The 26,034-nt window shown below is 64.2% G+C and carries 21 protein-coding genes; 12 read left to right on the top strand and 9 right to left on the bottom strand.

The annotated features are described in order from the left end of the window. Positions 1 to 33: 33 nt before the first annotated feature. Positions 34 to 615: a phosphoribosylglycinamide formyltransferase gene (gene purN / locus ACTJKQ_RS04735; protein ID WP_192418498.1), complete on the bottom strand. Its 582-nt coding sequence runs from the start codon at positions 613 to 615 to the stop codon at positions 34 to 36. 24 nt (positions 616 to 639) lie between these two features. Here purN and ACTJKQ_RS04730 point away from each other — a divergent pair, with 24 nt between their 5' ends. The 4 genes from ACTJKQ_RS04730 to ACTJKQ_RS04715 all read left to right on the top strand — a co-directional run bounded on the left by ACTJKQ_RS04730 (position 640) and on the right by ACTJKQ_RS04715 (position 5,181). Next, on the top strand, positions 640 to 1,341 hold the full coding sequence (locus tag ACTJKQ_RS04730) for a YceH family protein (RefSeq protein ID WP_440596184.1): 702 nt from the start codon (positions 640 to 642) through the stop codon (positions 1,339 to 1,341). Positions 1,342 to 1,388: 47 nt separating this feature from the next. Then, on the top strand, positions 1,389 to 2,570 hold the full coding sequence (locus ACTJKQ_RS04725; RefSeq protein WP_056061013.1) for an acyl-CoA dehydrogenase family protein: 1,182 nt from the start codon (positions 1,389 to 1,391) through the stop codon (positions 2,568 to 2,570). A gap of 12 nt (positions 2,571 to 2,582) precedes the next feature. Further along, positions 2,583 to 3,698 (top strand): acyl-CoA dehydrogenase family protein, encoded by a 1,116-nt coding sequence (locus ACTJKQ_RS04720; protein WP_436078083.1) that lies wholly within the window; start codon positions 2,583 to 2,585, stop codon positions 3,696 to 3,698. Between the two features lie 88 nt (positions 3,699 to 3,786). After that, positions 3,787 to 5,181 (top strand): alpha/beta fold hydrolase, encoded by a 1,395-nt coding sequence (locus ACTJKQ_RS04715; protein WP_440596183.1) that lies wholly within the window; start codon positions 3,787 to 3,789, stop codon positions 5,179 to 5,181. Between the two features lie 59 nt (positions 5,182 to 5,240). Here ACTJKQ_RS04715 and ACTJKQ_RS04710 read toward each other — a convergent pair whose 3' ends face one another. The 3 genes from ACTJKQ_RS04710 to ACTJKQ_RS04700 all read right to left on the bottom strand — a co-directional run bounded on the left by ACTJKQ_RS04710 (position 5,241) and on the right by ACTJKQ_RS04700 (position 9,138). Continuing rightward, complete coding sequence (locus ACTJKQ_RS04710) at positions 5,241 to 5,798, bottom strand: DUF3617 domain-containing protein (protein WP_440596182.1); 558 nt, start codon at positions 5,796 to 5,798, stop codon at positions 5,241 to 5,243. Positions 5,799 to 5,875: 77 nt separating this feature from the next. Continuing rightward, complete coding sequence (locus ACTJKQ_RS04705; RefSeq protein WP_440596181.1) at positions 5,876 to 8,257, bottom strand: IPTL-CTERM sorting domain-containing protein; 2,382 nt, start codon at positions 8,255 to 8,257, stop codon at positions 5,876 to 5,878. Between the two features lie 197 nt (positions 8,258 to 8,454). Then, positions 8,455 to 9,138, bottom strand: a complete 684-nt coding sequence (locus tag ACTJKQ_RS04700; RefSeq protein ID WP_440596180.1) for a response regulator transcription factor — start codon at positions 9,136 to 9,138, stop codon at positions 8,455 to 8,457. Between the two features lie 242 nt (positions 9,139 to 9,380). On the opposite strand from ACTJKQ_RS04700, the gene ACTJKQ_RS04695 reads away from it, so the two are divergent. Continuing rightward, entirely contained in the window at positions 9,381 to 11,273 is a 1,893-nt protein-coding gene (locus ACTJKQ_RS04695; RefSeq protein ID WP_440596179.1) for a sensor histidine kinase, read from the top strand. A gap of 136 nt (positions 11,274 to 11,409) precedes the next feature. Continuing rightward, positions 11,410 to 12,720, top strand: coding sequence for a tetratricopeptide repeat protein (locus ACTJKQ_RS04690; protein ID WP_440596178.1), 1,311 nt, complete (start codon positions 11,410 to 11,412; stop codon positions 12,718 to 12,720). A gap of 53 nt (positions 12,721 to 12,773) precedes the next feature. On the opposite strand, the gene ACTJKQ_RS04685 is transcribed toward ACTJKQ_RS04690, so the two are convergent. Then, entirely contained in the window at positions 12,774 to 13,331 is a 558-nt protein-coding gene (locus tag ACTJKQ_RS04685) for an HNH endonuclease (protein ID WP_056060991.1), read from the bottom strand. A 167-nt stretch (positions 13,332 to 13,498) separates the two neighbouring features. Between ACTJKQ_RS04685 and ACTJKQ_RS04680 the strand changes: the two genes are divergently transcribed. From ACTJKQ_RS04680 to ACTJKQ_RS04665, 4 genes are all read left to right on the top strand, one after another. Further along, positions 13,499 to 14,551, top strand: coding sequence for a bifunctional riboflavin kinase/FAD synthetase (locus tag ACTJKQ_RS04680; protein WP_440596177.1), 1,053 nt, complete (start codon positions 13,499 to 13,501; stop codon positions 14,549 to 14,551). 114 nt (positions 14,552 to 14,665) lie between these two features. Then, positions 14,666 to 17,551, top strand: coding sequence for an isoleucine--tRNA ligase (gene ileS / locus ACTJKQ_RS04675; protein WP_440596176.1), 2,886 nt, complete (start codon positions 14,666 to 14,668; stop codon positions 17,549 to 17,551). Further along, on the top strand, positions 17,551 to 18,054 hold the full coding sequence (gene lspA, locus ACTJKQ_RS04670; RefSeq protein ID WP_056060982.1) for a signal peptidase II: 504 nt from the start codon (positions 17,551 to 17,553) through the stop codon (positions 18,052 to 18,054). The genes ileS and lspA overlap by 1 nt, the downstream gene beginning before the upstream one ends. A gap of 232 nt (positions 18,055 to 18,286) precedes the next feature. Continuing rightward, entirely contained in the window at positions 18,287 to 19,942 is a 1,656-nt protein-coding gene (locus tag ACTJKQ_RS04665; protein WP_440596175.1) for a Na/Pi cotransporter family protein, read from the top strand. A gap of 69 nt (positions 19,943 to 20,011) precedes the next feature. Here ACTJKQ_RS04665 and ACTJKQ_RS04660 read toward each other — a convergent pair whose 3' ends face one another. Beyond that, positions 20,012 to 20,992: a bile acid:sodium symporter family protein gene (locus ACTJKQ_RS04660; protein WP_121944125.1), complete on the bottom strand. Its 981-nt coding sequence runs from the start codon at positions 20,990 to 20,992 to the stop codon at positions 20,012 to 20,014. A 131-nt stretch (positions 20,993 to 21,123) separates the two neighbouring features. Here ACTJKQ_RS04660 and ACTJKQ_RS04655 point away from each other — a divergent pair, with 131 nt between their 5' ends. Further along, entirely contained in the window at positions 21,124 to 22,047 is a 924-nt protein-coding gene (locus ACTJKQ_RS04655; RefSeq protein ID WP_440596174.1) for a LysR family transcriptional regulator, read from the top strand. Between the two features lie 83 nt (positions 22,048 to 22,130). On the opposite strand, the gene ACTJKQ_RS04650 is transcribed toward ACTJKQ_RS04655, so the two are convergent. Further along, the gene (locus ACTJKQ_RS04650; RefSeq protein WP_440596173.1) at positions 22,131 to 23,063 is read right to left on the bottom strand and encodes a LysR family transcriptional regulator; all 933 of its coding nucleotides are present in this window, start codon (positions 23,061 to 23,063) and stop codon (positions 22,131 to 22,133) included. A gap of 99 nt (positions 23,064 to 23,162) precedes the next feature. Here ACTJKQ_RS04650 and ACTJKQ_RS04645 point away from each other — a divergent pair, with 99 nt between their 5' ends. Continuing rightward, a complete protein-coding gene (locus ACTJKQ_RS04645; protein WP_440596172.1) occupies positions 23,163 to 24,263 on the top strand; it encodes an SDR family oxidoreductase in 1,101 nt (366 codons plus the stop codon). On the opposite strand, the gene ACTJKQ_RS04640 is transcribed toward ACTJKQ_RS04645, so the two are convergent. Then, a complete protein-coding gene (locus ACTJKQ_RS04640; protein WP_440596171.1) occupies positions 24,217 to 25,050 on the bottom strand; it encodes an NUDIX hydrolase in 834 nt (277 codons plus the stop codon). The two genes, ACTJKQ_RS04645 and ACTJKQ_RS04640, sit on opposite strands and share 47 nt — an antisense overlap. Then, positions 25,047 to 26,030: a quinone oxidoreductase family protein gene (locus ACTJKQ_RS04635; protein ID WP_056060964.1), complete on the bottom strand. Its 984-nt coding sequence runs from the start codon at positions 26,028 to 26,030 to the stop codon at positions 25,047 to 25,049. Before ACTJKQ_RS04635 ends, ACTJKQ_RS04640 begins: the two co-directional genes overlap by 4 nt. Between the last annotated feature and the right edge of the window lie 4 nt (positions 26,031 to 26,034).

The raw sequence follows: 26,034 nt of genomic DNA, 5'->3' as shown, positions 1-26,034 counted from the left end.
GCGCCCGGCCTGCCTCGCCCCGACCTCACCCCCCTACAGGGAGCGCACCAGCGCCCGCACGGCGCGGGGGTAGATCACATGCTCCTGGGTCAGCACCCGGGCGGCCAGCGTCTCGGCGGTGTCGCCCGGCAGCACCGGCACCACGGCCTGGTCCAGGATGGGGCCCACATCCAGCTCGGCCGTCACCTGGTGCACCGTCACGCCCGCAAACTTGCAGCCCGCGTCGATGGCGCGCTGGTGCGTGTGCAGCCCGGTAAAGGCCGGCAACAGCGAAGGGTGGATATTGATGAGCCGCCCGGCGTAGTGCGCCACAAACCCTGGCGTCAGGATGCGCATGAACCCCGCCAGCACCACCAGGGCAGGCTGGTGGCGGTCGATGGTGGCAGCCAGCTCGGCATCAAAAGCCTCGCGGCTGGCAAAGGCCTTGTGGTCCAGCGCCTCGGCAGCGATGCCCTGCTCGCGCGCAAACACCAGCCCGGCGGCGTCCGGCTTGTTGCTGATGACGGCCGCCACGCGGGCGCCGTAGCGCTGCTCCCAGCGCTCCTGCTGCGCCGTGCGGACGATGGTGGCCATGTTGGAGCCGCCGCCAGAGATCAGAATGACGATGTTCTTCATAAATTGCCCCGGATTATCCCAGCCATGCCTTTTGATCCTGCGACCCGCCCCCTTACCCCCAACGAAGCCCGCGTGCTCGCCACCCTGATGGAAAAGGCGCGCACCGTGCCCGACAGCTACCCCATGTCGCTCAACGGCCTGGTCACCGGCTGCAACCAGAAAACCAGCCGCGACCCGGTGATGAACCTCAGCGACGCCGAGGCGCAGGAGGCACTGGATTCACTCAAACTGCTGACGCTGGCGTTTGAGAGCAGCGGCAACCGCACCACACGCTGGGAGCACAACTTTCAACGTGGCGTGGGCGTGCCCGAGCAGTCGGCCGTGCTGCTGGGCTTGCTGATGTTGCGCGGCCCGCAGACGGCGGGTGAGCTGCGCATCAACGCTGAGCGCTGGTACCGGTTTGCGGACATTTCGTCGGTCGAAGCCTTTCTGGACGAGCTGCAGGAGCGCAGTGCCGAAAAGGGTGGCCCGCTGGTCGTGCAGCTGCCCCGCGCTCCTGGCGCGCGCGAGCAACGCTGGGCGCATTTGATGTGCGGGCCGGTGGACACCACCGCGAGCCATGCGCCCGCAGGCAGTGCTGGCGCCAACCCATCGCCTGCGCTGCAGGCCCGTGTGGACGCCCTGGAGGCCGAAGTGGCAAGCCTGCGCAACACCGTGCAGCGCCTGTGCGCCGAGCTGGGCATTTCCCCTGAGTTCAGTCCAATGTCGCCACCCGGACAGGAATAAAACGAACGACCGTGCTACAAATGCAGTATCACTAGGAGACGCACCGCATGGATCTCGCATTCACCCCCGAAGAGCAGGCCTTTCGCGAAGAGATTCGCGCTTGGGTTCACGCCAATCTGCCCAAAGAAATCTCTCACAAGGTCCACAACGCCTTGCGCCTGACCCGCGAGGACATGCAGGGCTGGGCCAAGATTCTGGGAAAAAAAGGCTGGCTGGGCTTTGGCTGGCCCAAAGAGTTTGGCGGCCCGGGCTGGACGGCCGTGCAAAAGCACCTGTTTGAAGAAGAATGCGCCCTGGCTGGCGCGCCCCGCATCATCCCCTTCGGCCCCGTGATGGTGGCCCCGGTGATCATGGCGTTTGGCAACGCAGAGCAGCAAAAGCGCTTTTTGCCCGGCATCGCCAGCGGCGAAGTCTGGTGGAGCCAGGGCTACAGCGAACCGGGCTCGGGCTCGGACCTGGCCAGCGTCAAGACCCGCGCCGAGCGTGTGGGCGACAAATACATCGTCAACGGCCAGAAGACCTGGACCACCCTGGGCCAGCATGGCGACTGGATGTTCAACCTGGTGCGCACCAGCACCGAGGGCAAGCCCCAGACCGGCATCTCCTTCCTGCTGCTGGACATGAAGTCCAAGGGCGTCACCGTGCGCCCCATCAAGCTGCTGGACGGCGAGTGCGAGGTGAACGAGGTGTTCTTCGACAACGTCGAAGTGCCTGCCGAGAACCTGATCGGCGAAGAGAACAAGGGCTGGACCTACGCCAAGCACCTGCTGAGCCACGAGCGCACCAACATCGCCGACGTGAACCGCAGCAAGCGCGAACTGGAACGCCTGAAGCGCATCGCCAAGACCGAAGGCGTGTGGGACGACCTGCGCTTCCGGGACCAGATCGCCCTGCTCGAAGTGGACATCGTCGCCCTGGAAATGCTGGTGCTGCGCGTGCTGTCCGCCGAGAAGTCGGGCAAGAACTCGCTCGACATCGCGGGCCTGCTCAAGATCAAGGGCAGCGAGATCCAGCAACGCTACGCCGAGCTGATGATGCTGGCCGCCGGCCCCTTTGCCATGCCCTTCATCGAAGAGGCCATGGAGGCGGGCTGGCAGGGCAACTTCCCCGGCGGCGTCACCGCCAACGCGCCGCTGGCGTCCACCTACTTCAACCTGCGCAAAACCACCATCTACGGTGGCAGCAATGAAGTTCAACGCAACATCGTCGCGCAGACGGTTCTGGGCTAAGGAGACAAGAACATGGATTTCGATTTTTCTGACGACCAGGAGCAACTGCGCGACGCCGTGCGCAAGTGGGTGGACAAGGGCTACACGTTCGAGCGCCGCCGCGCTGCCGTGGCCGCAGGCGGTTTTGACCGCGCCGCCTGGGGCGAACTGGCCGAGCTGGGCCTGACCGCCCTCACCGTGCCCGAAGCGCATGACGGCATGGGCCAGGGCGCCATTGATGCGATGGTCGTGGCCGAAGAACTGGGCCGCGGCATTGTGCTGGAGCCGATTGCCCAAGCCTTCATTGCCAGCAGCGTGCTGTCGCACTACGCACCGGCCGACGTACAAGGCGCCTGGCTGCCCCGCGTGGCCAGCGGCGAAGCCCTGGTGGTGCTGGCCCAGCAGGAGCGCAAGGCGCGCTACCGCCTGGACGTTTGCGATGCAAAAGCGGCCAAAGCGCAATCAGGATATGCGGTAACAGCTATCAAAAGCGTAGTGCCCGCTGGCGACAAGGCCGACGCCTTCATCGTGCCCGCACAGCTGGACGGCAAGATCGCCCTCTTCCTGGTCGAGCGCACGGCCAGCGGCGTGACCACGCAGGGCTACGTCACGCAAGACGGCAGCCGCGCCGCCGAAGTGCAGCTGGCCAACGCGCCCGCCACGCTCATCACCACCGACGGCCTGGCCGCGCTGGAACTGGCCGTGGACACCGGCATTGCCGCCGCCTGCGCCGAAGCCGTGGGCGTGATGGACAAGACCGTGGCCATCACGGTCGAATACATGAACCAGCGCAAGCAGTTTGGCGTGTTCATTGCCAGCTTCCAGGCGCTGCGCCACCGCGTGGCCGACATGAAGATGCAGCTGGAGCTGGCCCGCTCGATGAGCTACTACGCCAGCCTGAAGCTGGGCGCCCCCGCCGCCGAACGCCGTGCCGCCATGGCCCGCGCCAAGGTGCAGCTGGGCCAGTCGATGCGCTTTGTCGGCCAGCAAGCGGTGCAACTGCATGGTGGCATTGGCGTGACGGACGAATACATCGTGAGCCACTACTTCAAGAAGCTCACGCAGCTGGAAGTGACTTTTGGCGACACGCTGCACCATCTGGGCGAAGTGTCCGCCCGCATGCAAGACACGGCGGGCGTGTTTGCCTGATGTGAACTGACGCAGGCGCGTAACACCCGCAAACGATGCTCGTGGATTACCCAGTCCACGGGCATTTTTTCTTTTTGGAGACTCCCCCATGAATCACGCATTCCTGTTGCCACGCCGATCCCTCTTGCTGGCAGCCGCTGCGGCCGCCGGCCTGGCGCTGGCAGGCTGCGCCACCCAGAGCCCCAGCCTGGCAGAAGCACCGCCCATCGTCTTTGTGCATGGCAACGGCGACACCGCCGCGCTGTGGCAGACCACCGTCTGGCGGTTTGAGTCCAACGGCTGGCCCCGCGAGCGACTGCACGCCATCGACGTGCCTTACCCCCTGTCGCGCGATGAGGACGCCAAGCCCCAGCCGGGCCGCACCTCGGCCGCAGAGCACATGGCCTACCTCAAGGCCGAAGTGGACAAGGTGCTCAAAGCCACAGGCGCCCGTCAGGTCGTGCTGGTCGGCAACTCGCGCGGCGGCAATGCCATCCGCAACTACATCTACAACGGTGGCGGCGACAAGACGGTGAGCCACGCGATCCTAGGCGGCACACCCAACCACGGCGTGTGGGCGATACCGGGGTTCCGAGAAGGCAACGAGTTCTCGGGCACAGGCCCTTTCCTCAAAGCGCTGAATGCTCCCAAGAACGCGGCGGGCGACGAGGTGAGCGGCCCCGTGAAATGGATGACTATCCGCTCGGACAACAACGACAAGTTCGCCCAGCCCGACGGCCTGTGGATCGGCCAGAAAGGCACGCCCACCAACGTGACCGCCACCGGCCCCGAACTCAAAGGTGCCACCAACGTGGTGATTCCGCGCATCGACCACCGCGAGACTTCGTACTCCCCCGTTGCGTTTGAAGCCACCTACCGCTTCATCACCGGCAAGGCCCCCGCACGCACCGAGATCGCTGCGGAGAAATCCGTAGTGATCAACGGCAAAGTCACGGGCCTGGGGGTGGACTCTGCCGACCCCAAGACCGGCAACTTCAGCAACAACCTGCCCCTGGCGGGTGCCCAGCTGGAGGTGTACGCCACCGACTCCTCCACTGGTGCTCGCACGGGCAACCCGCTGCTGCGAAAGACAGTGGGTGCAGATGGCCAATGGGGTCCGTTGGTGGTTGCACCCGGCGCACCCATAGAGTTCGTAATCACCGCACCTGGATATGCCACCACCCACATCTACCGCAGCGGCTTTCCGCGCAGTAGTGACCTCATCCATCTGCGCGCAGAACGCATGGCCGATGCCGACAAGGGCGCCGAGAGCGTTGTGACCTTGACCCGCCCGCGCGGCTACCTGGACCCGGCACGCGACAAGATGCTGCTGGATGGTGCGGTGCCTGCGGGCGTGCCCGCTGGCGCCGGCGTGGCATCCGCCAAGGTCAAGCCTGCGGGGGGCGTGCGCAGTATTGCCGCCGAATTCAATGGCGAGCGCGTCGTGGGGCAAACATGGCCTGCCGCACAAGGCCACGTCGTCATGCTGGAAGTCAGCCAGTAGTTGGCCGATATTCCGTAGCCTGCTTCAAGGCGACGCATTAATTTGAGGGCACAGGCTCGTCAGTGCGAGTGCCCTGCATGTCCGTGGCTTTCCGCGCGCTTGCGGTCTTCCACGACGTTCACAGTCGCTCCATTTGGCAGCACCATGTCCCCTGCCCGCTGCGTTGCGCCACACGCACCCAACCAGCGGCCCTCGAACTCGGTACGCCCTGGAGCGAAACGCACAGGTTTGGAATAAGTGACCTCAAAGACGCCACGGTAGGCGGTTTGAAGGTCGCCAGACAGCTGCACCGTGGCATCCACGCGGTTGTCGTGCACGTAGCAAACGGTGCGAACCTCACTGCCCAGTGCATTTTTCTTCGCCGTCACATTGTGGCAGTGTTCCTGACCAGGCACGATCGCAAGCAACATGATTGGCTCCGCTTGGCGATCAGTGCATTGCAGGACCTTCTGCTCGCTCGCAGTCGGGTTGCCGCCACTGCGAACGATGACCTCCCAGAGCCCCGACTTTCGCGCCGGCATCTGCTGCGCATTTGCAGATTGGATAGCGACAACACCCATCCACACGCCCAGGCCAGCAAGGCACGACCAGCGTGCGACATGCGCAATCTGTCTCATCAAAAATCTCCAGTAAAAAGGGGCTGGCCGCGCTTGACGGAACACTCCAGCCCCAAGCTTCACGCTTCCTGACAGGCTCAGCGCGCCTGTCGGCGGTGGAAGTAGATGAAGAACGCAGCCATCAATGCTGACAATATCAATAGCCCCCATTCAGACAAAGTTGGAATGGATGCTGGAACGGCGATCGCCACAAAAGTCACGCTCACCGTACAAGACGCGTTGACCGGGTTCGTCGTATAGGTATTGCCAACCAGGGTGCCCCCGCACGCTCCGCCACTGGTTGCGATACGCGCCACAAAACCAGGGTCGGGAGTTACTGTGTAGACCACGGTGTTACCGGGGGCGGCGACATTGGTCACCCCCAGTGGCGTGACAGTGCCATTGGCGCCTGCGGTTGCCGTCACGGTCAGCGGTGCAAAGCTGAAAGCCACATTGCAATCGGCCGTCACTGGGTTGACGGTGTAGGTGTTGCCGGTCAGCACGCCAATGCAGGATCCACTGGCGCTGGCGACGTTGCCTGCGTTGGGGGTGAGCGTGTAGGTCACAGTCCCGCCTACTGGCACCGTGCGTGAGCTGGCGGGAGTCACAGTTCCTCCGGCTCCAGACGTCATGGTGACGGTAGCGGACAGCGCAAAATTGGCGACTACAGCGACGTCCGCAGTCATGGCGGGCACGGTACATGGGTTGGCGGTGCCCGTACATGCACCCGACCAGCCGGTGAAAATGCTGCCCGATGCCGCAGTGGCGGTGAGTATGGCCTGGCCACCGTCTGCTACTGGGAGCGTGCATGAGGCACCGCAGTTCATGCCGGCAGGCACACTGACCACCGTGCCACTGCCCGCACCCGACTTGGTCAGGCTCAGGTTATGCAGCGTTGCGGCTACCGAGTTGGTGTCGCCAGCAGTGTTGTTGGCGGTGTTGCTATCCGTGATGCCTGCGGGAGTTCCAATGTTGAAGACCGTGGATGCCGAAGTTGGCCCAGTCACGGTCGCACCGAAGGTGAGCGTGACACTCCCCCCTACCGGGATGTCCAGCAGGACGCCGCCTCCGGTCAGCGCGCCCGCAGCAGGCGCTCCGCCCTGACACGATCCCCCCCCTGTGCCGCTACATGTCCAGTTGCCCACCGTGAGGCCCGCCACAGTCGGCTGAGTCAATGTCGATCCAATCACAGGAACCGGCCCGTTATTGCTCACCACCACGGTGTATGTGGAGGAGCTGCCCACAGCGGTGGCCGATGCACCATCGCTCACACCGACCACCAAATCCGTCAACGTTGCGCCACTGACAACACGGGTCTGCACCAAGGGGCCCAGTACCGTGCTGGCCCCAGTGGCCGACATGGAGTAAGTGCCATGGTTGAGCGAGTTGGTCGGACTGCTAGTACTTGCACCAGCCGGCACACCCCATACGATCTCGAAAGTCCCGCTCTGGTGGTCGACCAACGAGCCGAAGTCGCAAGTCACCGCACCCGCCGAACCCACCGCCGGTGTCGTGCAGGTCGCGCCGGCAGGTGCTGTCACCGACTGAAACACCGCATCGACGGTGGCAGTGTTGGCAGCGTTCCGCACTTGCGGGCTCTGAGCGCTGACTATGCTGTTGAAAACCATTACCCCGCTGTTGTTGCTATAGGTGTAGGTGTAGGTCACGTTGTCGCTCGGCTGGGCCGTGGTGGGGCCAGTGGCAGTGACCAGCAAACCTGCAAAGAAGGGACCGATCGAATCCACATAGACCTCCCCCGAGTGACCACCCTGACTGCAACCTGCAGCGATCACCTCGACTTCGACGGTATCGCCTACATCCAACAGTCCATTCCCAGGAGCAACGTCAATTGCCTGCCAGCCGGTGTACTGGTAGCCGCCCAGGGTCTGCCATGGCACACCCGGCTGCGCTGCAAAGTTGAATGTGTAGAACAGGCGCGTGCCCTTGGTGACGTTACGCACTTCGACGTAGAAATAGGCTTGCTGCTCAGGGCTGTGGCCGCCGTCCTGGATCACCGGTGCGACAGCCATGCGCAAGTGCACTTTGCCATCCACAGGGTCCACATCGGCAAGCAACATCTGGGCGGACTGCTGGATTCCGCTGGCACGGTTGTTGTTGCCCCGTGCGTTGATCCGTGCGCTGTATGAGCCCTGAAACGGGATGGCGAGGGCTTGTCCTGGTGCGTCCGGCGCGCTCGCTGGCGTACCGGATGCCGTATTCACCACCTGCGTCACCGGGGCTGTGACCGGGGGCTGCAAATTCAGATGGCTTTTCTGGGTGGGAGGAAACGTAGCAATACCGTTGTTGCGGTAGTTGGTCACCGTCCAGCCCGTGAAATCTCCACTTTCGAAATTGCCGTTAACCACCCCCGCCTGTGCGGTGGATGCAAAACACAGCGCCACAACAAAGAGTGCGAACACTCCACGCAGGCAGCGCAGAACTACGGTCCGCAGTGCCATCCAGTTATCGATCGTTTTCAACACTTTCCCCTCTTGGTAAACCGCAAAGCTCCACGGATAGCTGCGGGCTGACTCACACGAAAAATTCGCATCCAACGACTGGCGTGCAGACAAGCCTCTCCCCTCGTTGGCATTCAAGCCATCGAAAGAGATTCGGTATCTGATGGGATGGGTGGGCGGTGCTGCGCCAGTACAGCAGCCGAAGCCCTTGGGCAGGGCTATGTCACGAAGACGAGCCCCTTGCCGAACACTGCACGCACCGGCAAGGGCGTGCCAGTGATTTCCAGGGTTTTGCGGCGCAACCGGTTGAGCGCCGACTCGATACGGTGGAAGTCGTCCTCCAACCCTCTTCCACCCACGGCCTGCATCAAGATCTGCTTGCTGACAACCACGCCCTTTGTCTTGAAAAGACAAGTCAGGAGTTCAAGTTCACGGGTGGTGAGAGGCACCAACATTTGATTGGGCGCGCGCAAGGCCGCGTTCGCAGCGTCGAGTTGCCAGGGCACAGCAACCGACGCGTCGATCTCCCCTTGCAAGCGCTTGCTGCGTAACTGGGAACGGATGCCAGCCACGAGTTCCTGCATGTCCACAGGCTTCACAAAATACTGCAATGCACCGGCATCTAGACCCCTGATCCGACTGTCGAGATCGGCACGGGCAGTCATGAGTACCGTGGGGACGCCCTGAGAAGCTAACCGGGTGAGCAAGCTGAGTCCGTCTTCTCCTGGCAACCCGATGTCGATGATCACCAAATCCACGCGCGACTGCAGCAGACGAACGTAGAAGTCCTCTGCGGACTCCGCGCCCCAAGACTGAAAGCCAGAACGCACCAGAAATCGGCACACATTGCTGCGGATGTCTTCGTCGTCTTCTACGACAGCAATGATGGGTTCAGCAGACATGAGAAAAATGGGAGCGAATCGGGAAGTGAGCTTGCGTAACATTGTGTCAGCGCATCGAACTGCCAGCCATGCACAAGAACTCTCAAGAACTCACAGAATCGATGCATCAAAAGCCCTCACGAACAACGTCCTTCCCTCTGACCGCACTTTGGCTCTGTGTTCTGCTTTGGTGCAGCCTGCTATGCGTACCGGCACAAGCGCTGGAATCGCAAACCAGTTGGCAGCTGGGTTGGGACATCCCCATGGACAGACTGGATGATGAAAGCGGGAACCTGGAACCAGAGGCAATCAGCGCCATTCCAGCGGAACGAGCGACATCCCGACTTAAAGCGCCTTTGAACGGTGGGTATCTGCGCCATACCGTTTGGCTGCGTTTCAAGGTGCCTGCCCTCCCCCCCGAACATGAACCGGGGGATCTGTGGCTGCTCGCACAACCGACCTATCTTGACTATGTGACCCTGTACCAGAAGGGCAGCGATGGTGCGTGGTATCAGCAGGACAGCGGCGATCTGGTGCCCACGGATCGCAAACCGGGCGTTCGGCAACATCTGTTCCGTTTGACGCCTGGCCAAGTGGCTCTCATCCGAATTCGTACGTCCAGTGCGACGCAGTTCCACGCGGACATTCTCGACACCTATGCACTCGCAACCACCGTAGCGTCCGCAGAGCGCCTCATGGGGCTCTACTTCGGCGCCATGGCCGCTCTTCTAGTCGGCATCTGGGCCGCTACCGTCATTTTCCGTACCCGTGCGCTCTTCTCGCTCGCGGTCCTGGTGACCGCCAGTGCAATTCATGTCTTCAACGTGCGGGGTTATTCAAGCCTCTGGTCTCCACCGGACTTCATCTTCTGGGACAGCAACGCGGTGAGCATAGGAGCCTTTCTGCTACCCGCAGCGCTGGCGTGGCAGATCAAGGAGCAACTGACACGCAATACGCCCTACCGGTGGACCGACAGATTTCTGACATTCCTCATCGCTGTGAATGTGCTGGGAGCATTCAGTGGGCCTTTAGGTTTCTACCCTGATGTGGCGTGGGTCAATCTGATCTCTCTGCTGGCCAGCGACATCGTAGGAATATCACTGTGCTGGCTGGCCTTACAGCGGCGAGACCGCCTCGGTCCGCATGTGCTTTTGCTCCTGGCATACGGTCTGCACTGCGTGTGCGGTGTGCCGATCACCATTCTCATGACGGGTCAGATTCAATGGAACGTCGATGCGACATTGATCTGGCAACTTGAGGCCATCGTGTTCACCGCCCTGCTGGCCAGTGCGGTGTTCGTGGGGATGGTGACCCGGTATCGAAAAGCCCAGCGTGCCAAGGACCAGGCCATAGAACGGCTGGCGCTGTCCGAGCAGTCGCTGGAGGAACGCATCCTGCAGCGGACCACGGAGCTCTCGGCGGCCCAAGTCGCGCTCGCGACATCGCTTGAAAGCGAGCGAGCCTTGCGACATGAACAACGGCAGTTCTTCCACATGATCAGCCATGAATTCCGAACACCTCTGACCGTGATCGATAGCGCTGCAGCAGAGCAGCAGAGTTTTCCATCCGCCGAACTGCAGCCGCAGGTAGATCGAGCCGCACAGATACGCAGAGCCAGCAGGCGCCTGACCGCATTGGTCGACAGTTGTCTGATCAATGAACGGCTGGATCACAGCGGCCTCGCGCTGCAGGCATCACCGGTCAAGGTCAGTGACTTGCTTCACCACGCCGCTCAACTCGTGCACTGGTCGCCGCGCCACCACTTGCAGCTTTTTACCGACTCAGCGCCTCTGGAATGGGTCTGCGACGCGACACTGGTGCACATTGCCCTATCCAACCTGGTGGACAACGCTGTGAAGTATGCGACCGCTGGAGAAATATTCATTGCGGCGCAAAAAGGTGAGACAGGACTGCTTGAAATCTCTGTGGCCGACGAAGGCTCTGGAATGTCGCTGGACGTGATGAACCGCATTTTTGAACAGTTTGAGAGAGGCGACCGTACGGACCAAAGCAAGGGATTTGGCCTTGGACTGTGGGTTGCGCGCCGCATTGCACGCCTGCACGGGGGCGACATCACCGTCCAGTCTAGCGAGGGCCAAGGCGCCTGCTTCACATTGACGCTGGCCTCGCAACGCATCAGCCCAAGCGGGAGATGAGGCGCCAGGGTAGCCGCGTCGCCAGAAAGCTGCACAGGCGGAATCCTGGATAATCGACCCTCGCAATTCTTGTTGACACGGGGCCTCCTGTGTCCGGCGCACCGCCCGGCGGTCCATTTTCAAAGTTCCAGTATCCATGAGCGCAACAGCGACAGACCCCAACCTTCAGCACCTGACCCAGGCCCGCGAGCAGATTGCGCAAGGCGATCTCAAGAAAGCCGCACTCACGCTCAACAAAGCCAACGCACAATGGCCTCAGGATCCCCGGGTTTTCATGCTAGGCGGTCTGCTGGCTGAAAAGGCGGGCAACGTTCAAGGTGCTTTTGACGCGCTGCGCAAATCGGTGGCCCTGGCTCCCGACTGGGGCCCTGGACTGCTGGAGTTGGCGTTGCTGCTGGCGCGCCAGAACCAGTTCCCAGAAGCTATAGAGACCGCTGAAAAGGTGGCCGCACTCGAACCTAAGAACCTGCAGGTGCTTGCAGGTGTGATCGATATCGCGCACCGTGCCGGTCATTTGGAAATGGCTGTCCGCCACCTGCAGCGAGGCCTTGAGCTGGTGCCCGGTGATATCGCGCTGCGGCGCTTGCTGGCTCGTGACCTGAGTGAGCAAGGCAAGCACGAGGAGTCCCTTGCGATCTGGGACAGCTTGGTGCAGGAACTGCCTTTGGATCCACAGTCGCTGGTAGGCCGTGTACAGGCGTGCATTGCAGCCGGGAAACCAACCGACGCCAGGGAAAACACGATCGCTTTGCTGGGCTTGGCACCGGCTGACGCGGTGTACCAGTACTACGGACAGCTTGCCGACGGTAAAACGCCTGGGGAACAGCCCCCTGAACTAACGCGTTCTATTTTTGACAATATGGCTGAGTTTTACGATTTGCACGTTGTGCGTGGTCTCAAGTACCAATTGCCCAAGCAAGTCGGAGACAAGATCCTGGCGAGACACCCTGACAAAAAGATCAATGTCCTCGATCTTGGCTGTGGTACGGGGCTGCTGGGGGTGTGCCTGGGTCGCCTGGATGGCGCGCTGGTGGGTGTGGACCCATCGATGAAGATGATTGAGCAAGCAGCGCGACACAACGTCTACGACCGCTTCCATACGGTGAATTTGCATGACGCGCTGCGCGAGACGCCCGGTGCGCTCTATCAGGTGATTGCTGCGCTTGACGTGTTCATCTACGCGGGCGAGGTGGCGCAAGCCATCCCCAACGCGCACCGCGTTCTAACGCCGGGCGGCATGATCGTCTTCTCGTTCGAGTCAGCCCCCGAACAAGGCCCCGACATGGTTTTGCAACCTAGCGGCCGATATGCGCACAAGCGCAGCCACGTGGAAGCAGTGTGCAAATCGGCTGGGTTTGCCACCGTCGAGATCGAGGAAACCGTGCTGCGCGAAGAAAACCAAGCCCCCGTCCTCGGGTTCCTGGTAACCGCCCATAAAGCAGCTTGACCGATTGGCAAGGGGCCGCCACACCGTGCACGCAGGCGGTGTAGACCCGAGCGTCACGTCAACAAACGCGATGACTTCGGCACGTGCGCCATCAAGAACTCCATCTGATCGGCCAGGATGCGCCGGTTGCGCAAGATGAAGTCTTCCCACAGACTGGGTACATAGGGCGCATACAGCAGCGGCATGTGCGCCTGCTCTGGCGTGCGGGGGCCCTTGCGGTGGTTGCAGGGGCGGCAGGCCGTGACCACGTTCATCCAGTGGTCCTGGCCGTTGCGGGCGAAGGGCACGATGTGTTCTCGCGTCAGGTCTTCTTCGTGAAAGTGCCCGCCGCAGTAGGCGCACACATTGCGGTCGCGGGCAAAGAGCTTGCTGTTGGTCAGGCTGGGCTTGAGCTCGAACGGATTGATGCTGGGCACGCCCTTGGTGCCGATGATGCTGTTGATGGCGATCACCGATTGCTCACCCGAGATGGCGTTGTGCCCGCCCCGGAACCGGGCAATCTGGGCACCCGACTCCCAGCGCACTTCCCCGGCGGCGTAATGAATCACCGCCTGCTCCAGCGAAATCCACGATTGGGGCAGCCCTTGGGCTGACAGCTTCAAGACCTTCAAAACACGCCTCCTGGAACACAAAGTACACAAGGATCGGAACGCAGATGTCTCGCGGGCAGCCCTGCGCGGGGCCAGCCGTGGGTCACAATATACTCCGTTTTCGTGACAAATTGGCGTCCTGCGCTTATTGCGCTTGCACAGACCGCTATCAAAAAGATAACAAACCGATGAAGATCTTTCGCGGATTCCACCACCCTGGCATCGCTGACGCCTGCGCGCTGACCATCGGTAATTTCGATGGCGTACACCGAGGTCACCAGGCCATGTTGGCCCTGTTGAACAGCGAGGCCACACATCGGGGTGTGGAGAGCTGTGTGCTCACTTTCGAGCCCCACCCGCGCGACTACTTTGCCGGTGCACACCACAAGCCGGAACTCGCACCAGCCCGGATCGGCACCCTGCGAGACAAGCTCACCGAACTGGCACGCTGCGGTGCGCAGCAGACTGTGGTGTTACCGTTTGACGCGCGACTGGCCGCACAGTCGCCCGAGGCCTTCATCGACGAGGTGTTGGTGCGCGGCCTGGGTGCCCGTTACGTGCTGGTAGGCGACGATTTCCGCTTTGGCCGCCAGCGAGCGGGCGACTACGCCATGCTGGACGCGGCCGGGCAAGCCAAGGGCTTCGAAGTAGCGCGCATGAACAGCTACGAGGTGCACGGCCTGCGCGTGTCCAGTTCCGCCGTGCGCCAAGCCCTGGCGGCGGGTGACATGGAGGCGGCCGCACGCCTGCTGGGGAGGCCCTACACCATCAGCGGCCATGTGGTGCATGGCCGCAAGCTGGGGCGCGAACTGGGCGCTACGGCGGAAGGCGCGGGCGACGGTTTTCGCACCCTCAACCTGCGGTTTGCGCACTGGAAACCCGCCGCCAGCGGCATCTTTGCCGTACTGGTCCATGGTCTCGCTGGCGAGCCCTTGCCGGGTGTGGCCAACCTGGGCGTGCGCCCCTCCCTGGACCCCAATGACGTGAACGGCGGCCGCGTGCTGCTGGAAACCCATTGCCTGCACTGGCCTGCCGAACTGGGTGCCGAAGGGGCGTACGGTAAAATCGTGCGTGTGGAACTACTGCACAAACTGCACGACGAACTGAAGTACGACAGTCTGGACGCCCTGACGACGGGTATCGCGAAAGACTGTGCGGATGCGCGCGCCTACTTTGCATCGGCCCACGCCGCTCCCAACCACACCGAGACCCGGCGCCAGACCACGCGCGACCGAATTTAGGGGGCTGCCTGCGCAGCGCCTGCCCTGCAGGCACTACACCTCCCGCGTTTCGCCCCCCTGTTTCCCCGCATTGCTCCGGGCCTGCCCCGGAATGCCCCGTTTTAAGGCTCCTTCATGTCCGACAACGCCAGTACCCCCGCATCCACCGCCACGGACTACCGCAGCACGCTGAACCTGCCCGACACCCCCTTCCCCATGCGCGGCGACCTGCCCAAGCGCGAGCCGGGCTGGGTGAAGGACTGGGAAGACCAGGGCGTCTACAAGCGCCTGCGCGACGCCCGCCGGGGAGCCCCCAAGTTCATCCTGCACGACGGCCCGCCCTACGCCAACGGCCAGATCCACATGGGCCACGCGGTCAACAAGATCCTGAAGGACATGATCACCAAGGCGCGCCAGCTGGAAGGCTTTGACGCGCTGTACGTGCCTGGCTGGGACTGCCATGGTCTGCCGATCGAAAACGCCATTGAGAAGAAACACGGCCGCAACCTGAGCCGCGACGACATGCAGGCCAAGAGCCGCGCGTTTGCCACCGAGCAGATCGCGCAGCAGATGGTGGACTTCAAGCGCCTGGGCGTGCTGGGCGAATGGGACAACCCCTACAAGACCATGAACCCCGCCAACGAGGCGGGCGAAATCCGCGCCTTCAAGCGCGTGATGGAGCGTGGCTTCGTGTACCGAGGCCTCAAGCCCGTGTACTGGTGTTTTGACTGCGGCTCTTCGCTGGCCGAGTTCGAGATCGAATACCAGGACAAGAAGAGCACCACGCTGGACGTGGCCTTCAAGTCGCACGACCGCGCCAAGCTGGCAGCCGCCTTTGGCCTGCCAGCATTGGCCAAGGATGCGTTTGTGGTCATCTGGACCACCACTGCCTGGACCATCCCTGCCAACCAGGCGCTGAACCTGAACCCCGAGATCAGCTACGCGCTGGTGGACACGGGCGAGCGCATCCTGCTCGTGGCAGAGCCGCTGGTGGCGTCGTGCCTGGAGCGTTACGGCCTCACGGGCAGCGTACTGGCTACCACCCTGGGCAAGAACCTGGGCGGCCTGGAATTTGAGCACCCGCTGTACGACGTGGCCAGCGAAGACGGCAGCTTCGGCTACCGCCGCCTTTCGCCCGTGTACCTGGCCGACTACGCTACGGCCGACGACGGCACGGGTATCGTGCACTCCTCGCCCGCCTACGGTCTGGAAGACTTCAACTCCTGCCGCGCGCATGGCATGGCGCTCGACGACATCCTGAACCCCGTGCAGGGCAACGGCACCTACGCGGCCGACTTCCCGCTGTTCGGCGGCCAGCACATCTGGAAGGCCGTGCCCGTGATCATCGAAGCCTTGCGCAACGCAGGCCGCCTGATGACCACCAAGGACATCACACACAGCTACCCGCACTGCTGGCGCCACAAGACGCCGGTGATCTACCGCGCCGCCGCACAGTGGTTTGTGCGCATGGACGAGGGCGAAGGCGTGTTCACCCAGCCCGGCATGAAGCCCGCCAAGACGCTGCGCCAGATCGCGCTGGATGCCATCGAGCACACCAGTTTCTACCCCGAGAACGGCAAGGCCCGCCTGCACGACATGATCGCTGGGCGGCCCGACTGGTGCATCTCGCGCCAGCGCAGCTGGGGCGTGCCCATCCCGTTCTTCCTGCACAAGGATTCGGGCGAACTGCACCCGCGCACCATGGAAATCATGGACCAGGCCGCCGACATCGTGGAAAAGGGTGGCATCGAGGCCTGGAGCCGCGTGACGACCGAAGAGATCCTGGGCGCCGAAGACGCGCCGCATTACACCAAGAGCACCGACATCCTGGAAGTGTGGTTCGACTCCGGGTCCACCTTCAGCCATGTGCTGCGCGGCACGCACCCCGAGGTGCACCATGACACCGGCCCTGAGGCCGACCTGTACCTGGAAGGCCATGACCAGCACCGCGGCTGGTTCCACAGCTCGCTGCTGCTGGCATCGGCGCTGGAAGGCCGCGCGCCGTATCGCGGCCTGTTGACCCACGGCTTCACCGTGGACAGCCAGGGCCGCAAAATGAGCAAGTCGCTGGGCAATGGCATCGACCCGCAGGAGATCAACAAGAAGCTGGGCGCCGAGATCATCCGCCTGTGGGTGGCCGCCAGCGACTACTCGGGCGACATCGCAGGCGACGAGAAGATCCTGGCGCGCGTGGTGGACGCCTACCGCCGCATCCGCAACACACTGCGCTTCCTGCTGGCCAACGTGAGCGACTTCGACCCGGCCAAGGATGCCGTGCCGTTTGACCAGATGCTCGAGATCGACCGCTACGCGCTCACGCGCGCGTCCGAGTTCCAGGCCGAGGTGCTGGCGCACTACAAGGTGTATGAGTTCCACCCCGTGGTCGCCAAGCTGCAGCTGTACTGCTCGGAAGACCTGGGCGGCTTTTACCTCGACGTACTCAAGGACCGCCTGTACACCACGGCGCCCAAGAGCCTGGCCCGCCGCAGTGCGCAGACCGCGCTCTACAACATCACGCACGCCATGCTGCGCTGGATGGCGCCGTTCCTGTCGTTCACGGCCGAAGAGGCGTGGAAGGTCTTTGGCAGCTCCGACTCTATCTTCCTGGAGACCTACGGCAACGTGGCAGGCGTGGGTGCGGGTGCCGACGAAGGCCTGTTGGCCAAGTGGGCGCGCATCCGCGAGATCCGCGATGCGGTGAACAAGGAGATCGAAGCGCTGCGCGCCGCCGGTCAGGTCGGCTCGTCGCTGCAGGCCACCGTCACCCTCACGGCTGCGCCGGAGGACCACGCACTGCTGGCCAGCCTGGGCGATGACCTCAAGTTCGTCTTCATCACCTCCGCTATTGAATTGGTAGCTGGTAGCGCTTTGCAGATCAGCGTCAAGCCCAGCTCTGACGCGAAGTGCGAGCGCTGCTGGCACTACCGCAGTGATGTGGGCAGCGATGCCGCCCATCCCACCATCTGCGGCCGCTGCACCAGCAACCTCCACGGCGACGGCGAAAGCCGGGCGCACGCGTGATGGCGCGCACAGCACAGGCCGGACGCACCGGCGCGGGCATGTGGCCGTGGCTGGCGTGGGCGGTGTTTCTTCTGGGCGCCGACCAGATCACCAAGACGCTGATCCTCAACCACTACCAGCTGGGCGACTCCACGTTCATCACCAGCTTCTTCAACATCGTGCGCGCGCACAACACTGGCGCAGCGTTCTCGTTCCTGTCGGACGCGGGCGGCTGGCAGCGCTGGCTGTTCACCGGCATCGGCGCGGCGGCCACGATCTTCATCGTGTGGCAGCTGCGCGCGCACCCGGGCCAGAAGCTGTTCAGCTTTGCGCTGTCCAGCATCCTCGGCGGAGCGGTGGGCAACGTGGTGGACCGGCTCATGCACGGCTATGTGGTGGACTTCTTGCAGTTCCACTACGCGGGCTGGTACTTCCCGTCGTTCAACCTGGCGGACTCGGCCATCACGGTGGGTGCGGCCTGCCTGATCCTGGACGAGCTGCTGCGGGTGCGGCGCGAGCGTTGAGGCCACGCTGGCTTTGTTCCCCCTTGAACGGCCCGCTGCATGCGGGCCGCGCTGTTTGTGCGCAGCAACGCACCCTGCGCCGACATGGGCATCTGCTCCAGCGCTATGGAATCAGGAGTATGCTTATGTGTCAGTTTTATGACAGCCCGGTGTGCGCGGTTCTTGCATTGGCCCCTGGGTCTGGTCATCGCAGGGTTTGCGCCCATCACAAGAAGAAGAAACAACGGTTTTCATGAAGCATCTCCTCAATCTCCTGGCAGCCGTGGCGCTGCTGATCTGGGGCACCCACCTGGTGCGCACCGGCATCCTGCGTGTGTTCGGCGCGAACCTGCGCCAGCTGATTGCGCACAGCGTCAGCAGCCGCTTCACCGCTGTGCTCTCCGGCATTGGCGTGACGGCCGTGGTGCAGTCCAGTACCGCCACCGCGCTCATCGTGTCGTCCTTTGTGGGCCAGGGCCTGGTGGGCCTGCCTGCGGCGCTGGCCGTGATGCTGGGCGCCGACGTGGGCACCAGCGTGATGGCCGTGGTGTTCTCCATGGATCTGTCGTGGCTGTCGCCCCTGTTCATCTTTGTGGGCGTGGTACTGTTCATCTCGCGCAAGGACACCGCCGTGGGCCGCGTGGGCCGGGTGCTGATCGGCCTGGGGCTGATGCTGCTGGCGTTGCGCCTCATCACCGAATCGACCACGGTGCTCACCCAGTCGCCCACCGTGCGCACGCTGCTGGGCGCGCTCACCAGCGATCTGCTGCTGGAGATTTTTACCGGCGCCATTCTGGCCATCGTGGCGTACTCCAGTCTCGCCACTGTGCTGCTCACAGCGGCGCTGGCGGGCTCGGGCGGTATTCCGGCAGACGTGGCGCTGGGTCTGGTGCTGGGCGCCAACCTGGGCAGCGGTGTGCTGGCGGTGTTGACCACCATGAAGTCCAACGTGCAGACACGCCAGGTGCCACTGGGCAATCTGTTCTTCAAGATCATTGGCGTGCTCATCATGACGCCGCTCACCGGCCTGTGGCTGCAGCATGTGCGGCTCTACGTGCCCGAAACCGCCGCCCTGGTGGTGCTGTTCCACCTGGCCTTCAATATCGTGGTGGGCATCGTCTGCATTGGCCTGACAGGTACGGTGGCGCGGGCTGTGCAGCGCCTGCTGCCGGTGGAAAAGGCGCAGGCTGCCGCAGGCACCCGTCCCCAGCATCTGGACCCCTCCGCCCTGGCCACGCCGTCCCTTGCCATCTCGTGTGCGGCGCGCGAAGCCCTGCACCAGGCCGATGTGGTCGAATCGATGCTGCTGGGACTGCACAAGGTGATCCGCACGGACGACCTGCAATTGGCAGAAGACCTGCGCAAGCTCGATGACGAGGTGGACGGCCTGTACTCGGCCATCAAGTACTACATGACCAAGATCTCGCGCGAGGCCCTGGACGAGCGCGAGGGCCGCCGCTGGGCCGACATCATCAGCTTCACCATCAACATGGAGCAGATCGGCGACATCATCGAGCGCGTGCTGATCGACATCGAGGACAAGAAGATCAAGAAGGGCCGTCAGTTCTCCGAGGCGGGCATGGAAGAGATCAACGAGCTGCACGCCCGCCTGATCGACAACCTGCGGCTGGCAATGAGCGTGTTCTTGAACGGCAGCGTGCGCGACGCACAAAAGCTGCTGGAAGAAAAAGCCCGGTTCCGCGACCTGGAACACGCCTATTCGGCCACCCACCTGGCACGCCTGTCAGACAACACGGTGCAGAGCATCGAGACCAGCTCACTGCACATCGACCTGATCAGCGAACTCAAGCGCATCAACTCGCTGCTGTGCTCGGTGGCCTACCCCATCCTGGAATCGGCCGGTGCCCTGGCGCCCAGCCGCCTGCGCACGCTCAACGAGCAGAGTTGAAGCCTTTGGGGCCGCAGGCGTATGTTCTTCATGCGCCTGCAGCTATACAAAAGATAGCATCCCAGTTACCTATGCACTGCGCCGCGCATAGCGCTGCGCCAGCACCGCACACACCATCAGCTGCATCTGGTGGAACACCATGATGGGCAGCACGATGGCGCCCACCGCGTGTGATGCAAACAGCACCTTGGCCATGGGCACGCCGCTGGCCAGGCTCTTCTTGGAGCCGCAGAACACCAGCGTGATTTCGTCCTCCTTGGAGAATCCCATGCGCCGCGCGACCCAGGTAGTGGTCACCAGCGCCAGGGTCAGCAGCACGGCGCACACCACCACCAGGCCCAGCAGCGCAGACGCTGGCAGCTGCCGCCACAGCCCCTCGACCACCGCAGCGCTGAAGGCGGTGAACACCACCAGCAGGATGGAGCCCTGGTCCACCAGCTTGAGCGCTGCCGCCCGGCGCTGCACAAAACCGCCAATCCACGGACGCAGCAGGTGGCCCGCCACAAAGGGCACCAGCAGCTGCAAGGTGATGCGGCCGATGTTGGCCAGCGTGTCATGCTGCGCAGCGCCTGCCTGCTGCTGCGCCTCGGGCAGCAACAGGCCCACCAGCAGCGGTGTGATCACAATGCCCAGCAGGGTCGATGCCGACGCGCTGCAGATGGCCGCCGGCATGTTGCCGCGCGCCATGGCCGTGAACGCAATGGCCGACTGCACCGTGGCGGGCAGCACGCACAGGTACAGGATGCCGGTGTAAAGCCCGGGCGTGACCAGCGGCAGCAGCACGGGCCGCAGCGCCCAGCCCAGCAGCGGGAACAGCACAAACGTGGTGCCCACCACCACCAGGTGCAGCCGCCAGTGCGAGAGCCCCGCCACGATGGCATCCCGCGAGAGCTTGGCCCCGTGCAAGAAGAACAGCAACGCCACCGCAGCCACGGTGATCCCCTCCAGCGCCTGGGCCGCCACGCCCGATGCGGGCAACACGCTGGCGAGGGTGACGGTGCCCAGCAGTGCCAGGGTGAAGTTGTCGGGGAGAAAACGGGAACGGGCCATGGGTGACAGCGCAGCGGCAGCGCAAAAAATGCAAAGGGGCATGGGGCACACAAACCCCAAAGACACGCATTGGACCGCTGCCTGATTCCAAAGAGAAATGGATTTCTCTGATGGATTTATGATTCGAGCGCATGAATATCACCCTGCGCCAGCTGCACGTGTTTCAGTCGGTGGCCACCACCCGCAACTTCAGCCGCACCGGCGATGCGGTGGGCCTGACCCAACCGGCCGTGAGCCGCTGCATCACCGAGCTGGAAGCCCAGCTGGGCCTGAAGCTGCTCAACCGCACCACGCGCGAAGTGACGCTGACCGATGCGGGCCAGCGCCTGTCGGCCCGCCTGCCGCGCGTGCTGGAGGAGCTGGAGAACACGCTGCTGGACGTGCGGGAACTGGCCACCGAGCGGCGCGGCCGCGTGCGTGTGGCCAGCAGCCCCACACTGTCGGCCAACCTCATGCCCGACTGCATCGCCGAATGCCAGCGCACCCTGCCTGGGCTGGAGCTGGTGCTGCTGGACCGCATCCAGAGCGCAGTGCTGGCCAGCGTGCTGTCGGGCGAGGTGGACTTTGGCGTGGTCATCGACCCCAGCGAGCGCGAGGCGCTGCACTGCGAGACCATCCTCACCGAACCCTTCTGCCTGGCCTGCCCGCCCGACCACCGGCTGGCGGGCAAACGCAAGGTGCGCTGGACCGACCTGCAGGGCGAAGCGCTGGTGCTGCTGGATCACGAATCCGGCAGCCGCCGCCTGATCGACCGCGCCCTGGCCGAGCACGGCGTGACGTGCACAGTGGCCCAGGAGGTCGGCCACCCCACCACCATCTTCCGCATGCTGGACGCAGGCCTGGGCATCTCGGTGATCCCCACCCTGGCCCTGCCGCCCGAAGGCCTGGCACGGCTGGCGGTGCGCCCCCTGGTACCGCGCGTGGACCGCGAGATCATGCTGGTACACCGGAGGCACCGCGCGCTTTCGCCCATGGCGCAGGCGGCCTGGGATCTGGTGAAGGCGGTGGCGGTGCAGCGCAATGGCACGCAGGCTATTAGCAACAAAGGCCGTTGAAAAAACGGCTCCCAAGGTACTTCCATGGGCATCTTCAGCTGCCCAATAGATCGCAGCCTTCCACACCCATCCCATTCAGCGGACTAGTCGGCCGATTCGTCGCTGCCTAGTCCTTCGACAAGGTACCGCTCCAGCCCAACCACCAGCGCATCAAATGTGTGCCGGCAGCGCGGACTGGTGCGCAGGTCCTCGTGCATCACCACCCAGGTCTCCAGCCCGTATTGAAGCTGCTGCGGCAGCACCCGCACGAGTGCGGGGGCACTGCGCCGGGCCAGTGCTTCCTGGCAAATGCCGATGCCGGCGCCTGCGCGGACAAAGGCCAGCTGCGCCACATCGCTGTCGCTGCGCACGGCAAACCGATCCCGCCGCCACACAGGCAGGGCCCTTTGGGCCGCACGCAAAAAAGGGGTTTCTGCATCAAAGCCGATCAGGCGGTGCTGCGCCAGCTCGGCCAGGGTGGCGGGCATGCCCTGGGCGGCGATGTAGCGCGGATGGGCATACAAGCCCAGCGGGATGGTGCCCACGCGGCGGGCGATGAGTGCGTCCTGTCGGGGTTCGGTCATGCGGATGGCGATGTCGGCCTCGCGCTGCAGCAGGTCGTGCACGCGGTTGCTCAGCACCAGCTCCACCGTCAACGCAGGATGCTCGGCCTGCAACTGCGCGAGGAGGGGCGGCAGCACCTCGACCCCCATCACCTCGCTGGCGCTCACGCGCACTGTGCCGCGCACGCCGTCGCCTTGGCTGTCAGCCGCGCGCACCAGGGCTGCCGCAGAGTGGCCCATGGCTTCGGCGTAGCTGCGCAGGGCCAACGCGGCCTCGGTGGGCAGCAGGCCCTGCTGAGAGCGCGTGAAGAGCACCAGCCCCAGGGCCTGCTCCAGCGCGGCAATGTGGCGGCCCACAGTGGGCTGCGTCACCCCCAGGGCCCGCGCGGCGCCCGACAAGGAGCCCTCTCGCAGCACGCCGAGGTACGAACGGTACAGCTCCCAGCCAATGTCATGGCGATCCGGTTGGTCCATACATAAATGTATAGCCAAGCACTCATTTTCAGCAATTCCATTGGATCGCCCTGGCGCAGACACTGCCTCCATCCACAGGTTTTTTGAAGGAGCATCGAGATGAGCAACAACCCTAACAACCCCATCGGCAGCCGCCCCAAGGTACTGGTTATGGGCGCCACCGGCGGCATTGGTGGCGAGGTGGCGCGCCAGCTTCGTGACCGGGGGTGGGAGGTGGTGGCACTGCACCGCAACGCTGCGCAGGCCAGAGAACAGCGCGACGGGTTCACCTGGGTTCGGGGCGACGCGATGACCCTCGCCGATGTGATGGCCGCCGCCAAGGGCTGCCAGGTGATCGTGCACGCGGTCAACCCGCCCGGCTACCGGCGCTGGAGCGAGCTGGTGCTGCCGATGATCGACAACACGATGGCAGCAGCCCGGGCGCACGGGGCCACGGTGGTGCTGCCAGGCACCGTCTACAACTACGGGCCGGATGCCTTCCCGGTGCTGCACGAAGACGCCCCCCAACACCCCCGCACGCGCAAGGGCGCCCTGCGGGTGGAGCTGGAGCGCAGCCTGCAGCAAGCCACTGAGCCACACCCGCCGGAGGCAGCATGCCGTGTGATCATCGTGCGCGCGGGCGACTTCTTTGGCCCGCAGGCGGGCAACAGCTGGTTTGCGCAGGGCCTCATCCAGCCGGGCCGACCGGTGGCCACGGTAAAGCAGCCAGGCGCGCCCGGCGTCGGGCACCAGTGGTCGTACTTGCCCGACGTGGCGCGCGCCATGGTGCTGCTGCTGGAGCGGCGCGCCGAGCTGCCCGCGTTTGCCCGTTTTCACCTGGCCGGGCATTGGGATGCCGACGGCACGCAGATGGCGGCTGCCATTGGCCGTGTGGTGGTGGCGCGGGGCGGCAAGGCGCCGCGCGTACAGGCTTTTCCGTGGTGGCTGGTTACGCTGGCCTCGCCGTTCGTGACCACCTTGCGTGAAATGCGCGAGATGCGCTACCTGTGGCAGCAGCCGGTGCGCATGGCCAACGACCGGCTGCGGGCGGTGCTGGGCGAGGAGCCCCACACCCCGCTGGACGAGGCGGTGCAGGCCACCTTGCAGGGCCTGGGCTGCCTGCCAGCCTGCTCCGGTAGCAGCGGAAGCGGGCACGCACAGGCCGCACCGGCAACTACACCCCCAGAAACCCCGCAATCACCAGCCCGGCTTCCAGCGTGAACGCCCCCTGGGCCACCCGCTCGCGCACCGCGTCCAGAGGCAGCAGGTCAAAACGCTCGACCTCGCCGTCCTGGTTGTCGGGCTCCATGCCCTGAGGCACCTGGGCGCGGAACCAGTCGATGCGCTCGACCATGAAGCCCGCGCCCCCGCCCTCGCGGCTGGGGCGGCTGAACAGCACCTGGCCCCCGTGCGCCACGTCGGCCAATGCCTCCACCCGCAAACCGGCCTCTTCCCAGGTTTCGCGGGCCAGGGCCTGCGGCAGAGAGTCGGCAGCGGAGACCATACCGCCCATCAGCGTGTCCCACAGTCCGGGGTTGTTAGGCTTGGTCAGGGAGCGCTTTTGCACCCACATGCGACCGTCAGGCGCCAGGCCGACCAAATGCACGGCGCGGGTGGCCACGCCCAACACGCGCACGGCCCCGCGCTCCACGGTGCCGATGACCTCGCCCGCCGAGTTGGTGACCGCCAGCTGCTCGTCGCGCCAGGGGCCACACAGGCCCGCATCTCGCAGCGCGGCGGCCAGGGTGTTGAGGGCATCCGTGGTGTCGGTGGGCGATGCCTGCAAATGCCAAGCAAGGCCCTGAGAATGCTCTGCTTCTGATAGCTGGTAGCGCTTATTCATCAAGCGCTTCAGGCTGATTTGGCTGAAAAAACCGGGCGCTACCGAGCCCACCACCTGCCCCGCCACCACCAGGGGCTGGCGCGGCTGGGCCGGTGGCTGCTGCGCCGCCTGGCGTGCCCCTGCCAGCCACTGGTCGAAGGTGGGCGCCTGTGCGGCCGCGTTCACAGCGTGAGGATGGTGCAGCCGGTGGTCTTGCGTGCTTCCAGGTCGCGGTGGGCCTGCTGCACATCGGCCAGCGGGTAGCGCTGGTCGATGTGGATCTTGACCTGCCCGCTGGCGACCACGGCAAACAGGTCGTCCGCCATGGCTTGCGTGGCCTCGCGCGTGGCGATGTGGGTGAACAGTGTCTGACGCGTGACGTACAGCGAGCCTTTGGCGCCCAGGCTGCCGGGCGCAAACGGTGCCACCGGGCCCGACGCGTTGCCGAAGCTGGCCATCAAGCCGAAGGGGCGCAGGCATTCGAGCGACTTGTCCCAGGTGTCCTTGCCCACCGAGTCATACACCACCTTCACGCCCTTGCCGCCGGTGATCTCCTTCACGCGCGCCGCAAAGTCCTCGGTGCTGTAGTTGATGGCGTGCGCCGCGCCGTTGGCCAGGGCCAGCTGGCACTTGGCATCGGACCCTGCCGTGCCGATGAGCTGCAGGCCGAGCGCCTTGGCCCATTGGCAGGCGATGAGGCCCACACCACCCGCTGCGGCATGGAACAGCACATGGTCGCCAGGCTGCAGGCCTTCCACAGGCCGGGTTTTCTTGAGCAGGTATTGCGCCGTCAGGCCCTTGAGCATCATGGCCGCGCCAGTCTCAAAGCTGATCGCGTCGGGCAGCTTGCACACGCATTTGGCGGGCATCACGCGCACTTCGCAGTAGGCGCCGGGAGGGTTGCTGGCATAGGCGGCGCGGTCACCCACCTTCAGGTGCGTGACGCCCTCGCCCACCGCCTCGATCACGCCCGCACCTTCCATGCCGATGGTAGCGGGCATGCTCAAGGGGTACAGGCCGGTGCGGTGGTACACGTCGATGAAGTTCAGGCCGATGGCGTGGTGGCGGATGCGGACCTCACCGGGGCCAGGCTCGCCCACAGGGACGTCAACGATGTGGAGTTCTTCGGGACCACCGTGCTGGCGGATCTGGACGGCAAGGCTCATGGCT

This window comes from Acidovorax sp. 22279, assembly GCF_052045435.1.
Taxonomy (GTDB): domain Bacteria; phylum Pseudomonadota; class Gammaproteobacteria; order Burkholderiales; family Burkholderiaceae_C; genus Acidovorax; species Acidovorax delafieldii.
Note: the sequence above shows the minus strand (reverse complement) of the source record. Positions and strands in the feature narration are given on the sequence as shown.

Coding starts and splice junctions, on each gene's coding strand:
- purN (WP_192418498.1), bottom strand. CDS start 615: ATGAAGAACATCGTCATTCTGATCTCTGGCGGCGGCTCCAACATGGCC.
- ACTJKQ_RS04730 (WP_440596184.1), top strand. CDS start 640: ATGCCTTTTGATCCTGCGACCCGCCCCCTTACCCCCAACGAAGCCCGC.
- ACTJKQ_RS04725 (WP_056061013.1), top strand. CDS start 1,389: ATGGATCTCGCATTCACCCCCGAAGAGCAGGCCTTTCGCGAAGAGATT.
- ACTJKQ_RS04720 (WP_436078083.1), top strand. CDS start 2,583: ATGGATTTCGATTTTTCTGACGACCAGGAGCAACTGCGCGACGCCGTG.
- ACTJKQ_RS04715 (WP_440596183.1), top strand. CDS start 3,787: ATGAATCACGCATTCCTGTTGCCACGCCGATCCCTCTTGCTGGCAGCC.
- ACTJKQ_RS04710 (WP_440596182.1), bottom strand. CDS start 5,798: ATGAGACAGATTGCGCATGTCGCACGCTGGTCGTGCCTTGCTGGCCTG.
- ACTJKQ_RS04700 (WP_440596180.1), bottom strand. CDS start 9,138: ATGTCTGCTGAACCCATCATTGCTGTCGTAGAAGACGACGAAGACATC.
- ACTJKQ_RS04695 (WP_440596179.1), top strand. CDS start 9,381: ATGGACAGACTGGATGATGAAAGCGGGAACCTGGAACCAGAGGCAATC.
- ACTJKQ_RS04690 (WP_440596178.1), top strand. CDS start 11,410: ATGAGCGCAACAGCGACAGACCCCAACCTTCAGCACCTGACCCAGGCC.
- ACTJKQ_RS04680 (WP_440596177.1), top strand. CDS start 13,499: ATGAAGATCTTTCGCGGATTCCACCACCCTGGCATCGCTGACGCCTGC.
- ileS (WP_440596176.1), top strand. CDS start 14,666: ATGTCCGACAACGCCAGTACCCCCGCATCCACCGCCACGGACTACCGC.
- lspA (WP_056060982.1), top strand. CDS start 17,551: ATGGCGCGCACAGCACAGGCCGGACGCACCGGCGCGGGCATGTGGCCG.
- ACTJKQ_RS04665 (WP_440596175.1), top strand. CDS start 18,287: ATGAAGCATCTCCTCAATCTCCTGGCAGCCGTGGCGCTGCTGATCTGG.
- ACTJKQ_RS04660 (WP_121944125.1), bottom strand. CDS start 20,992: ATGGCCCGTTCCCGTTTTCTCCCCGACAACTTCACCCTGGCACTGCTG.
- ACTJKQ_RS04655 (WP_440596174.1), top strand. CDS start 21,124: ATGAATATCACCCTGCGCCAGCTGCACGTGTTTCAGTCGGTGGCCACC.
- ACTJKQ_RS04650 (WP_440596173.1), bottom strand. CDS start 23,063: ATGGACCAACCGGATCGCCATGACATTGGCTGGGAGCTGTACCGTTCG.
- ACTJKQ_RS04645 (WP_440596172.1), top strand. CDS start 23,163: ATGAGCAACAACCCTAACAACCCCATCGGCAGCCGCCCCAAGGTACTG.
- ACTJKQ_RS04635 (WP_056060964.1), bottom strand. CDS start 26,030: ATGAGCCTTGCCGTCCAGATCCGCCAGCACGGTGGTCCCGAAGAACTC.